General features: G+C 63.9%; 11 protein-coding genes and 1 pseudogene. 4 read left to right on the top strand and 8 right to left on the bottom strand.

Going from position 1 to position 10,927, the window contains the following annotated elements:
- The first annotated feature begins 10 nt into the window (after positions 1-10).
- Positions 11-910 carry a LysR family transcriptional regulator gene (locus EN906_RS10135; protein WP_127269705.1) on the top strand — a complete coding sequence of 300 codons (900 nt, stop codon included), beginning with the start codon at positions 11-13 and terminating at the stop codon, positions 908-910.
- A gap of 866 nt (positions 911-1,776) precedes the next feature.
- Here the strand turns inward: EN906_RS10135 and EN906_RS38790 are convergent.
- From EN906_RS38790 to EN906_RS10100, 8 genes and pseudogenes are all read right to left on the bottom strand, one after another.
- Complete coding sequence (locus EN906_RS38790; protein WP_236382681.1) at positions 1,777-2,163, bottom strand: hypothetical protein; 387 nt, start codon at positions 2,161-2,163, stop codon at positions 1,777-1,779.
- 79 nt (positions 2,164-2,242) lie between these two features.
- Positions 2,243-3,154, bottom strand: a pseudogene (locus EN906_RS10130) (MmgE/PrpD family protein); the annotation flags it as partial.
- A 25-nt stretch (positions 3,155-3,179) separates the two neighbouring features.
- Positions 3,180-3,992: a CoA ester lyase gene (locus tag EN906_RS10125; protein WP_127269707.1), complete on the bottom strand. Its 813-nt coding sequence runs from the start codon at positions 3,990-3,992 to the stop codon at positions 3,180-3,182.
- A complete protein-coding gene (locus EN906_RS10120) occupies positions 3,986-4,828 on the bottom strand; it encodes a MaoC family dehydratase N-terminal domain-containing protein (RefSeq protein ID WP_127267895.1) in 843 nt (280 codons plus the stop codon). Before EN906_RS10120 ends, EN906_RS10125 begins: the two co-directional genes overlap by 7 nt.
- A 10-nt stretch (positions 4,829-4,838) precedes the next feature.
- A complete protein-coding gene (locus EN906_RS10115; RefSeq protein ID WP_127267894.1) occupies positions 4,839-5,969 on the bottom strand; it encodes a CaiB/BaiF CoA-transferase family protein in 1,131 nt (376 codons plus the stop codon).
- Positions 5,962-6,702: an NAD(P)H-dependent oxidoreductase gene (locus tag EN906_RS10110; RefSeq protein WP_127267893.1), complete on the bottom strand. Its 741-nt coding sequence runs from the start codon at positions 6,700-6,702 to the stop codon at positions 5,962-5,964. The genes EN906_RS10115 and EN906_RS10110 overlap by 8 nt, the downstream gene beginning before the upstream one ends.
- Positions 6,703-6,711: 9 nt before the next feature.
- Entirely contained in the window at positions 6,712-7,860 is a 1,149-nt protein-coding gene (locus EN906_RS10105; protein ID WP_127267892.1) for an acyl-CoA dehydrogenase family protein, read from the bottom strand.
- Positions 7,861-7,965: 105 nt separating this feature from the next.
- Positions 7,966-8,901, bottom strand: a complete 936-nt coding sequence (locus tag EN906_RS10100; RefSeq protein WP_127267891.1) for a LysR substrate-binding domain-containing protein — start codon at positions 8,899-8,901, stop codon at positions 7,966-7,968.
- A 161-nt stretch (positions 8,902-9,062) separates the two neighbouring features.
- Here EN906_RS10100 and EN906_RS10095 point away from each other — a divergent pair, with 161 nt between their 5' ends.
- The 3 genes from EN906_RS10095 to EN906_RS10085 all read left to right on the top strand — a co-directional run.
- Positions 9,063-9,575 (top strand): thiamine pyrophosphate-binding protein, encoded by a 513-nt coding sequence (locus EN906_RS10095; RefSeq protein WP_164748823.1) that lies wholly within the window; start codon positions 9,063-9,065, stop codon positions 9,573-9,575.
- 5 nt (positions 9,576-9,580) lie between these two features.
- The gene (locus EN906_RS10090; RefSeq protein WP_127269711.1) at positions 9,581-10,168 is read left to right on the top strand and encodes a thiamine pyrophosphate-dependent enzyme; all 588 of its coding nucleotides are present in this window, start codon (positions 9,581-9,583) and stop codon (positions 10,166-10,168) included.
- 8 nt (positions 10,169-10,176) lie between these two features.
- Positions 10,177-10,927, top strand: a 751-nt coding sequence (locus EN906_RS10085; protein WP_127375158.1) for an aldehyde dehydrogenase family protein, incomplete at its 3' end; no start/stop codon positions are given.

Genomic DNA, 10,927 nt, shown 5'->3' with positions numbered 1-10,927 from the left:
GAGTTAGGGCATGAGTTTCGACACGCGGCTGCTGACCGGGGTCGGTGTTTTCGGGGCGGTGATGGAAGCGGGCAATTTCGTGCGGGCCGCGGATGTTCTCGGTCTCACGCCATCGGGGGTCAGCCGTGCGGTGGCGAGGCTCGAACAACGTGTCGGTGTCAGGTTGTTCGACCGCAATCCGCGCGAGGTCGCGCTGACGGAGGAGGGCGCGCGCTTCCATGCCCGGATAATGCCGCTGCTGGCCGGACTGGAGGAGGCGGCCTCCGAAGCCGCCGGTTCGGCGGCATTCGTGGGCGGGCGGCTCAGGGTATCGATCGATCCCTGGTTCGCGCGAATGGTGCTGGCGCCGAGGATCGGTGAATTCCTGGCACGCTACCCCGCACTGTCGCTCGATCTGACCACCAGCAACTATCGCGAAGAGTTGATGAGCGGCGCGGATGTCGCCGTGCGCTTCGGTCCGCCGGACGAATCCTCGCTGATCGCGCGCAAACTGCTGGACGTCCCGGTGCTTACCTGTGCCGCCCCAAGCTATCTCGACCGTCACGGCATTCCAGCCACGCCCCACGACCTGATGCACCACGATTGCATCCTATTCCGCGACCCGCAGACCGGGCGGCCGTTCACCTGGGAATTCCGAGGGGATAACGGGGCCATCGAGATCAAGGCGTCGGGGCGGTTGGTCTTGGACGATCCCTCCGCCGCCGTCGCGGCCGGTCTCGCGGGGCAAGGCATATTCCAGAGCCTTGCCATCGGCCTGGACGAGTGGCTTGAGAGCGGGGCGCTCGCGACGATCCTGGCGGAATGGTCAGACGAGCAGTTTCCGCTTTACGCCTATCATCCGTCACGCCACATGCCGCCTGCAAAAGTGCGCGCTTTTCTGGATTTTGTTCAACGGATCGCGGCGGAGTAGCGCGGGGCATTCTTGCCGCACGGCCCTAGCTGCCGCCGGAAAAAATGCTTGCTGCCTCGCATGATGGTGTTCCATATCGGTCATATGAGCCGACGGGGAGCCGGTCACCATCGGTCGAGCGGCCGAAATGCAATCGACGCCTCAGCCGCTGGATATCATCGCCTGGTCGGGCCGCTTGAAATTCGGAATTGGCTCTTATCTGCTTTTTCGTGATGACTTGCCAAAATCTTTAGCCGACAGACCACATGCCAACGGAAGTCCAAAGTCTCCCGTACCCAGCCACGTCAGCCTTTGGTCCTGATCTCATCTGACGCCAGGATGTCTGTGATTCACCGGATGCCCGGCGCGCCTTACCGCGTAAGTCTGCCTTCTTGGCCTCGCTTTCCAGAACCTGCCAGTCTCCTTCCGGCCCCAAACCCGACATTTAGAGATGGCCTGAGGGAGAACCGCTTTTGGTGCAACTTTGACCTTGTCGGCATCCGAGTTCGTGCAGCTGAACCCAGGTCGCTCTGGATCCTACGGGCGTCATGTGGTGGGACAAAAACATTGAAAAACATTGGAACAGATTTGAATGCTGCGCGGTCCCACCGACCTCTAACCGCTTGATTTGATTTATTTTCCAAACATCCTCCGGGCCCACCATTATCTTATTTATCAATAAGGTATCGTGTTTTATTTGCCTCGGTTAGCCAAATCAGGTTGACGAATCCGTCGATCTCCTTGAATTCATTGATTTATAATGGGCTCCCGAGGACTGCCGATCAAACTGCTTTACAACACGGGGCGGCGCGAAAGGAATCGAACTGCCCGCAATGCGCTCGTTCCATCCGTTTCGGGCGGGTGCAGTCCTTCGGCGCGATAGCGGGCTAACTCTCAGCAAATATGTGCGCCGTGCTCCCGGGCTGACCGAGCCTCCAGATGCGGGCTATGCAGCGACGCATCTCGTCAGCGGTGGCCCCGCCTCGAAATTCGGCAAGACGTATGGCCTTGGCTTCCAGTTCCTGTTTCGAAAGGGTGTTGCCGGGATCTCCCTTGGGCTCGTCGACGCGGGCATTGAATTTGCGGCCGTCAACCGTCGTGACGCTCACCTTGCCGACCCACTGCTTGGGATAAAGGGTGTCGACCTCGGCGTCGAGTTCCATCCGCACCTTCGCGCGGAAGCGTGCGACGCGGGCGTCGGCAAGCGCGTGGTGTTCGAACGCGTCGAGGTCGGCGACGCCGTGAACAGCGATCAGCCCCAAAACCGTGCCCATGGAGAACTTCGCCTGGGTGGACGGTTTGCGGAGTGACCACCGCGCCCAGGACATCGATGGCTCCCTGATGGACATGGGTCACCACGCCGGTGATGTCGTCCGGACCGAGCCCTTCGCGGCGCATGAGAGACTGCAGCGCGTCGGCGGCCGGATGAGTGTGCCGGCAGGCTGCGTGCCATTTGAAGGAGGTCTCCTCGGTTGCCCAACGGCTGCCGAGCCCGTCCGTCAGGCGGGCCGGATCGGCGTCGCTGGACATGCCGGCAGCCATTCCTTGCTGGCCTTCGAGGATCCGCGCGGCGCCCTTGAAGCCATCGCGCGCCAGATAGGCAGCGAACAGACCGTTGGCGGCCGCTCGCGCGGTATGGAGTTGCTTGGAATCGGCAGCGTCACGCAGAAATTCCCAGAGACCTGCCGCCTGCGTACCGGCCGAGCCGACAGCATGGTTGAGCCCGGCTGCGTCCAACCCGATCAACCTGCCGACCGCCGCGGCTGCTGCCACTGCGCCAGCCGTGCCGGTGGTGTGGAATATCTCGTAGTGCGAGCGTCCGAGGAATTCTCCCACTCGAATGCCCACTTCATAGCCGGCGATGCAGGCAGTCAGGACTTCGCGGCCGGTCTTCTCCTCAGCCTCCGCAACCGCCAAAACGGCCGGAAAGATCACCGCCGCCGGGTGAAAGACCGAGCCGTTGTGAACGTCGTCCTGTTCCACGACATGGGAGGCCGCCGCATTGACCATCGCTGCGAAGTAGGGGCTTGTGCGCCGCCGCGTCGGGATGATGGTGCTTGGGCCGTCCGCCGGCCCCATGGCACGCGCAAAACCGTCGATCATCTCGACCTGGTGCGCGCCCTTGCCGGCCAGCGCCGAGCCGAGCCAGTCGATCATCAATCCTTGCGCGAAATGAACGACGCGCGGCGGGATCTGTTCGAAGTCGAGTTCGGCAATGAAGGCGCAGAGCCTGGCGGTTGGCCAATCGGCGGTGTCCAGGCTCATCCGTTGCTCCTCCCCTGCATGCCCTTTAGACCAAAGCGGCCCGGCGCAGGACCTGCCTTGCGCGCTCGATGACCGGCCGATCCACCATTTCGCCGTTCACCTGGCTAGCTTCGCCGGACGAGGCTGCGCCGACGATGTCTCGTGCCCATGTGATGTCATTATCGCTCGGGCGAAAGCCACTGCGAATCGGCTCGATCTGCCTCGGGTGGATGGCCATCTTGCCGCCAAAACCCATCTTCATGGCGTGGCGGGCGTCATCCTCGGTGATTTCGGGACTGTTCAGGTCGGTCGTTACGCCGTCAATCGGCGCGGCCCGGCCAGCGGCGCGCGAACGCCAGACGATTTCGTTACGAGCCGCAAGCAGGATCAGCCGATCATGCGCGCAACCGAGATCGAGCGAGAAGTCGACCGAGCCGAAGGCGACGGCAACGACGTTGGGCATGGCCAATATGTCCGGCAAGTTGGCGAGACCGACGGCGCTCTCGACCAGCGCGATGACGGAAACGCTGCGTGCCATGTGCCTGGCCATATCGGCAATGTCTTCCGGACGTTCGGCCTTGGGCAGCATGACGGAGACGCCGTCAAGGCGCCGCACGGCAGCGATGTCCGCCTGGTGCCAAAATGTGCCGGCGGCATTGATGCGGACCACGACCGCGGATTTCAGCGCGGCTGCATGAGCAACGACCGCTTCCCGAGCGCGGTCCTTGTCGCCAGGGGCGACGGCATCCTCGAGGTCTAGAATGACTGCGTCCGCGCCGCTGCTGTCGGCTTTGGCAAACCGCTCAGGACGTGAGCCCGGCACGAATAGCGGCACGACAGGCGTGACGAAGCTCACCATTGCGCCGTGGCTTTCACCGTCACATGGCTGTCGGACGACCGTGCCTCGAGAGCCATGCCGTCCTGGCCTGGGGATGTTGCGCTCAGAAGCAGGCGCTGCGGGCCAGTCGCCGGATGGACGCCGCGGAATGAGAAACGGCGCGGCGACTGACCGACAATGGCGGCGGCGAAGTTCATCAGCAGCGTCGCCTGCAGCGGGCCATGGATGACGAGCCCGGGATAGTGCTCGACCCCCGTGGCATAGGGCGCGTCGTAGTGGATGCGATGCCCGTTGAACGTCAGCGCGGAATATCGAAAGAGCAGCACGGGATCGATGTCGATCGTGCGCTCGTGCGATGCGGCCAGGGGCGAATTGGCCGGCGGGGCAGGGGACGCAGCAGCGGCTTCGGCGCCGCGATAGACGATGATCTGGTCCTCCTCGATGACCGGACCGGAATCGTTGGCGATGTCGTGCCGGACCGTGACGAAGGTGAGCGGGCCGGTGCGGCCCTGCTTCTCCTCGATGGCGGCCAACGTCGAGCGGCGGCGGATGCGGTCGCCAGAGCGGATCGGCGCCATGAAACGCATGTCGCTGGCAGCCCACATGCGACGCGGAAGCGGCACCGGCGGCAGGAAGCCGCCTTTGGCCGGGTGCCCGTCAGGTCCGAGTTCTCGCATGGCGGCAATGTCGGGCGCCAGGCACCAATGCAGTCCGGGCGCGGCCGCGCCCTCGGCAGTCTGCGCCGCGTGGTCCCCAAGCGTGGCGCCAAAGCTGGCCAGCAGGCGCGGGGTCACAACATCCTCGACCTCGTGCGTGCGTCCAACCCATTCCTGCAGTGTGCTTGTGTCCAGGCTCATGAGGTCCTCGTCAGGCGGCGAATTCGGACCGGATCCGGTCCGTATCGGCGCCAAGCGCGGGGACGCTTGGAACCGTTGCAAATCCCTCCGGCCGCCCTGCCGGCTTGGGTACTGCGATGCGCTTGCCGTCCGGCAGTGCCACCTCCGTCCGGCGGAGCGCCTTGTGGTGCGGCAGGTCGCGCATTGCACTCACCCGGCCCCAGGCGATCTGCGCCTCGTCGAGACGGCTTATGGCCTCGTCGCAGTCGATTGCCGCGAAGATCGGTTCGATCTCGGCGTCGAGCGCCGTGCGGTTGGCAACCCGCCAGGTGTTGGTGGCGAAGCGTTCGTCGGCGAACAGATCCTGCCTTTGCAGCACGAGCGTGCAGAAGCGCTTCCATTCATTGTTCTGCTGGATGGACACGACCACGCTGCCATCCCGACAGGCATAAGGTCGATAGGGGTAGATCGAAGCATGCGCCAGGCCATATCTCTGCGTCTCGCGGCCCGCATATTCGTAGTGCAGCAGCGGCACGGTCATCCAGTCGGCCATGGCGTCGAACATGGCAATCTCGACAATGCGGCCGCGCCCGGTCTTCTGGCGCGCCAGCAAGGCTTCGAGGATCGCTGCATGGGCATTCATGCCGGTGGCGATGTCGGCGGCGGAAACCCCGATTTTGCTTGGCGTGTCCGGCGTGCCGGTAACGGCGCAGATGCCGCTTTCGGCCTGCACCAGCATGTCGTAGGCGCGCATGGCCGCGTAGGGCGTGTCCTGCCCGTAGCCGACGATGTTGATGGCTATCAGCCGAGGAAACTCTTTCGCAATTGTATCGGCCGAGAGGCCGAGCCTGTCGATGGCGCCCGGCACGAGATTCTGCACGAGGACGTCGGCGCGCGCGACCATCCGGTGCAGGAGAGCCAGGTCGTGCTCACTCTTCAGGTCGAGCACCGCGCTCTCCTTGCCGCGGTTGAGCCAGACGAAGTAAGCCGACATGCCTTCCACTGCGGAATCGTAATGACGCGCGGTTTCGCCTTCCGGACGCTCGATCTTCACGACGCGTGCGCCGGCATCGGCAAGGCGGACCGTGCAGAGCGGAGCGGCGACGGCCTGCTCGATCGAAACGACAAACAGGCCCTCCAGTGGGCGGGCGCCGTCAGACATTGCGCTGCACTCCCGAGCGCGCCAGCACACCAGGCTTCAGCCGCTCGTTCTTGCCGTAGTCCTCGGCGGCGTGGAAGAACAGATGCGGCGTGCCATCAATGTCCTCGAGCCTCTTGCGGTAGGCGTCCAGATAGGCCTTGCGGCCATCGTCGCCGACGCGGCCCGGCATGTAGGCGACGAAGGGCGGCAGCACGTCGAAGCCGGAATAGCGCAGCAGACCATTGTGGATCGGCCACAGCACGGTGAGGATGTCGCCATCGATGCCGTCGGGCGCGTAGGTGTCGGCCGACGTGCCCGTGGTGGCGGCCACCATGGCGAGCTTTCCCCTGAACATGCCGGTGTCGTATTTGCGGCCCGGCAGATAGGCGAAACCGCGCGCGAAGACGCGATCGGCCCAGCCCTTGAGCATTGCTGGCATTCCGAACCACCAGACCGGGAACTGGAACAGCACGAAGGCCGCCCGCTTCACCTTTTCGATCTCTGCACTGATATCGGCCGACAGTGCGCCGGCCTCGTAGGCGGCGGTCTGTTCGCGCGGCAGGCTGAAGAAGTCCGGATCGTTACGCTCGCCCGATACGTCGCCCGGCCCTGCGACAGGATTGAAGCCCATCGCATAGAGGTCGCTGACGACCACATCGTGGCCTGCGCGGGTCAAGGTTTCCACGGCCAGATCCTTCATGGCGCCGTTGAAGGATTTTGCTTCCGGGTGTGCATAGACGATGAGGACGTTCACGGACGACTCCTAGTAGGAACGCGGCAGTCCAAGCACGTGCTCGGAAAGGTATGACAGGATGAGGTTGGTCGAGATCGGCGCGACTTGATAAAGACGCGTCTCGCGGAACTTGCGCTCGACATCGTACTCTTCCGCGAAACCGAACCCGCCATAAGTCTGGATGCAGACATTGGCTGCTTCGTTCGAAGCGTCGGCCGCCAGCATCTTGGCCATGTTCGCTTCGGATCCGGGGTTCTTGCCGGCCTCGTAGAGGCTCAGCGCCTCGCGCACCATCAGTTCGGCCGCGCGCATGTTGGCGTAGGCCCTTGCGATCGGAAACTGGATGCCCTGGTTCTGGCCGATCGCCCGGCCAAACACATGCCGCTCCTTTGCGTAGGTGCTGGCCTTTTCGATGAACCATTTCGCATCGCCGATGCATTCGGCTGATATCAGGATGCGCTCGGCGTTCATGCCCGAGAGGATGTAGCGGAATCCCTTCCCCTCTTCGCCGATCAGGTTTTCGGCGGGTACGCGCAGATCGTCGAAGAAGACCTCGGTGGTGGCATGGTTCATCATGGTGCGGATCGGCCGGATTGTGAGGCCGTTGCCGACGGCTTCGCGCATGTCGACGATGAGGACGGAGAGGCCGTCGGTCTTTTTCATGCCGTCCTTCAGCGGTGTGGTCCGCGCCAGCAGCAGCATCAGATCCGAATGCTCGGCGCGGCTGGTCCAGATCTTCTGGCCCTTGACCACGAAATGATCGCCATCGAGGCGAGCAGTGGTCTTGAGCGCCCCCGTGTCGGTCCCGCTGCTCGGTTCGGTGACGCCGAATGCCTGCAGGCGCAATTCTCCCGCGGCGATCTTCGGCAGGTATCGCTGCTTCTGGGCTTCCGAGCCGTGGCGAAGAAGCGTGCCCATCGTGTACATCTGGGCATGGCAGGCGCCACCATTGCAGCCGGCGCGCTGGATTTCCTCCAGCACGGCAGCGGCGGCCGAAAGCGGCAGGCCCGAGCCACCATATGCCTCCGGGATCAGGATCGAGAGCCAACCGGCCTGCGTCAACGCTGCGACGAAGTCGCCGGGATAGGCCATGTCCCTGTCGAGTGCGCGCCAGTATTCTCCGGGAAAGCGCGTGCACAGCCTGGCGACGGCATCGCGAATGTCCTGATAGGCTTCCATGAGGTTTGTCCGGGTTTTCGTCTTGCTGCGGGCCTCACTATCGCGCCTCCGTGCCCTGTCAGCAATGCAGGGCGGACGTGAGCAGATATAACGGAATTCTAATGCTTATGGTGGAGGGCCGAGAAGCTGGCCGACCCAGACGGCCCGCCCGACAAGATCCTTGGCGATGTCCTCTATCGCTTGTCCGGCAAACCGCGCGAGCCGCGAGGCAGGCCGGTCCGCCGGGTAGGCAAGGATCAGGCGGCGCACGGGCACCGGATCGATCAATGGCGCGGCGGTGAGCAGCCCGGCGGTCACATCGGCATGGATAGGGGCGAGCGGCAGGATCGTCCAGCCATGGCCGTTGCGCACCAGGTCCTTCAGCGCCGAATAGGAGTCCGCTTCGATGCCGACATCGAGCGTGATGCCGGCATCCGTGGCGCAGCGTTCGACGATGATGCGTAACCCGTGCTTGATGCTGGGCAGCAGCAGGCGCTTGCCGGCGAGCGAGGCGAACGACACGGCGCGCACGGTTGAAAATCCCGCATCCGGCGGTCCGATCAGGAAGAGGTTTTCCAGGAGCAGCGGGCGCGAGCGCAGCGAACGCGCCATGCGCGGGTCGTAGAGTACCGCGACGTCCACCTCGCCGCGGTGCATCCAGTCCAGCAGATAGCCGGTGTAGGCGCTGACAAGTCTGAGCTTCGCCTTGGGATGGGCCTTGCCGAAGGCGGCCGCCAGCGGCAGCGAAATAATGTCGGCAACGGTGGGCGGCAGGCCGATGGCCACTTCGCCGGTCAGCGGCGCATCGGCGGGTGTGGCCGTGGCGCGGATCTCGTCGATCTCGGCCATCACGCGCATGGCGTGCGCCAGCACCTCCTTGCCCTGCTCGGACAGCACCATGCCGCGTCCGTGGCGCAGGAAAAGGGCAAAGCCCAATTCCTCCTCCAGCATGCGCACCTGCCGGCTGAGCGCCGGCTGCGCAATGTGCAGCCGGTCGGCGGCCTTGCTGAGGCTGCCGAGTTCGGCGACATGGATGAGGGTGCGTAGCTGCGATAACTCCATGAGCTATCGAATACCATTATATCTGATCACGAGAAAGAGACGAAGATTGCATCGGTCAAGCGCGCTAGTCTAATGCCAGTCCAATATCTCGGAGATGCAAGGTGACGGCGAGCATACAAGCAAAACCTCCGGAAGCAGCAGCGCTTGCCGCCGCTCCGACCGTGTCTGAAAGGCAGTGGCCGGATCAGGTCTATGAGGTGCTCAAGGCTGCCGGCATCAGCCACATGTCCTATGTGCCGGATGCCGGTCATACCACATTGATCCGCCTTTTCAGTGAGGATCCCGAAGTCGTCACCAATGTGCTGACGACGGAGGAGGAGGGCATCGCCATCGCAGCAGGCTCCTGGCTCGGTGGCAAGCGGAGCGTCGTGCTCATGCAATCCTCCGGTGTCGGCAATTGCATCAACATGCTGTCGCTTCCCGTGCAGGCGCGCTTCCCCTTGCTCGTCCTGGTGACGATGCGGGGCGAATGGGCCGAGTTCAACCCGTGGCAAGTGCCGATGGGGCAGGCGACGGAGGCGTCGCTGAAGGCGATCGGGCTCAGGGTGCTGCGCGCCGAAACCGGTCCCGACCTGGTGGAGACGGTGGCGCAGGCAGCCTTGATGGCTTTCGACGCCGACCAGCAGATTGCCGTGCTGATCGGGCAGCGGCTGCTCGGCAAGAAGAAGTGGTGAGCGACATGAATTTGCCGACGATGGACCGCCGGGTTGCGGTGAAGAAGCTGCTTGACGCCCGTGACGGCGCCCTGGTCGTGACCGGTCTCGGCTCGCCGAGCTACGACGTGCATGCCGCCGGCGACCGCAACGACAACTACTATCTCTGGGGCGCCATGGGGGGTGCTGCGCTGATCGGCCTCGGGCTTGCCCAGGCCCAACCCGACAAGCGGGTCATGGTGATCACCGGAGATGGCGAACAGCTGATGGCGTTCGGTTCGCTGGCGACGATCTCGGTGGCGCGGCCGAAAAATCTCGACCTGATCGTGCTCGACAATCAGCATTTCGGCGAGACCGGCATGCAGTCCAGCCATACCGGCAAGGGCATTGGTTTCGACAAGGTCGCGGCCGCTTGCGGTTTTTCGAAGACCGCCGAGCTGCGTACGCTGGAGGAGGTCGACATGCTCTGTGGAGAACTTCGGCGCCCGGCCGACGGTCCGCGCCTTTTCGTGCTGAAAATCACCGCCGAGAACCTGCCGCGCTCGCTGCCGCCGCGCGACGCGGTCGAGGTCAAGAACCGTTTTCGCGCCCATCTGGGCTTTGCCACCTGTTGAGGACCGATATGGCGCTGGTTAGTTTCCAGAACACGGTCGGCGGTCGGTTGCAATCGACAGCCGATACATTCGAGAGCCATGATCCGTTCACCGGCAGGCCCTGGGCGCTGATCCCGCGTGGAGGAGCGAGCCAGGTGGACGCCGCCGTGGCGTCCGCGAAGGCAGCATTCCGGTCGAAGGAATGGGCCGGCATCACGCCGACCGCGCGGGGCAAGCTGCTCGTGCGGCTGGCCGATCTGATCGCCGAGAACGTAGATCGTATTGCCGCCATCGAGACGCGCGACAATGGCAAGCTGCTCACCGAAATGACGGCACAGCTGCGCTATATCCCGGAATGGTTCCGCTATTTCGGCGGTCTTGCCGACAAGATCGAAGGGTCGGTGCTGCCGATCGACAAGGCTGGCATGTTCGCTTTCACCCGCCACGAGCCGCTGGGTGTCATTGCAGCGATCGTGCCCTGGAATTCGCCGCTTTTACTTCTGACATGGAAGCTCGCGCCGCTGCTGGCGGCAGGCAACACTGTCGTCATCAAACCGTCGGAACACGCCTCGGCCTCGACGTTGGAGTTCGTGAAACTGTTTGCGCGGGCAGGCTTCCCGCCCGGCGTGGTCAACACCGTTACCGGCATGCCGCTTGATGTCGGCGCGCCACTCGTCTCTCATCCCGACGTCGCCAAGATCGCCTTCACTGGTGGTGAGCCTGGCGGGATCGCGGTCTATCGGGCGGCTGCCGAACAGCTAAAGACCGTCACGCTGGAGC

The sequence above is a fragment of the Mesorhizobium sp. M7A.F.Ca.CA.004.06.1.1 genome, assembly GCF_003999135.1.
Lineage (GTDB): Bacteria > Pseudomonadota > Alphaproteobacteria > Rhizobiales > Rhizobiaceae > Mesorhizobium.
The sequence above is the reverse complement of the archived record's forward strand: the minus strand, read 5'-3'. Positions and strand labels throughout refer to the sequence as shown.